The organism is Caulobacter sp. P1_D6 (assembly GCF_056406095.1).
The window spans coordinates 1-395 of sequence record NZ_JBFUAW010000099.1; the positions used below are offsets into that span (position 1 = coordinate 1).

Genomic DNA, 395 nt, shown 5'->3' on the forward strand with positions numbered 1-395 from the left:
CCCGTGGGAGCTCGAGAAGGCGGCCAAGATGGACGGCGCCACCCCGGGTCAGGCCTTCCGCAAGGTCATCGCGCCGTTGGCCGCACCCGGCATCGTGACGGCGGCGATCCTCGTGTTCATCTTCGCGTGGAACGACCTGCTGCTCGCGATCTCCCTGACCGCCACCGAACGGTCGGTCACGGTGCCCGCCGCCATCTCGCAGTTCACGGGCAGCTCGCAGTTCGAGGAGCCCACGGGATCGATTGCTGCTGCGGCAGTGGTCATCACGATCCCGATCATCATCTTCGTGTTGTTCTTCCAACGTCGTATCGTGGCGGGCCTGACGTCCGGCGCAGTGAAGGGATAAGTCCATGGCCGAAATCGTTCTCGACAAAGTGACCAAGCTGTACCCGGAC

At 64.1% G+C, this 395-nt stretch carries 1 protein-coding gene; it reads left to right on the forward strand.

Translation table 11 applies throughout. From position 1 onward, the window contains the following. The coding region (locus tag AC1DYP_RS24855) for a carbohydrate ABC transporter permease (RefSeq protein ID WP_477048571.1) at positions 1-346 on the forward strand (346 nt) is incomplete at its 5' end. Positions 347-395 lie beyond the last annotated feature (49 nt).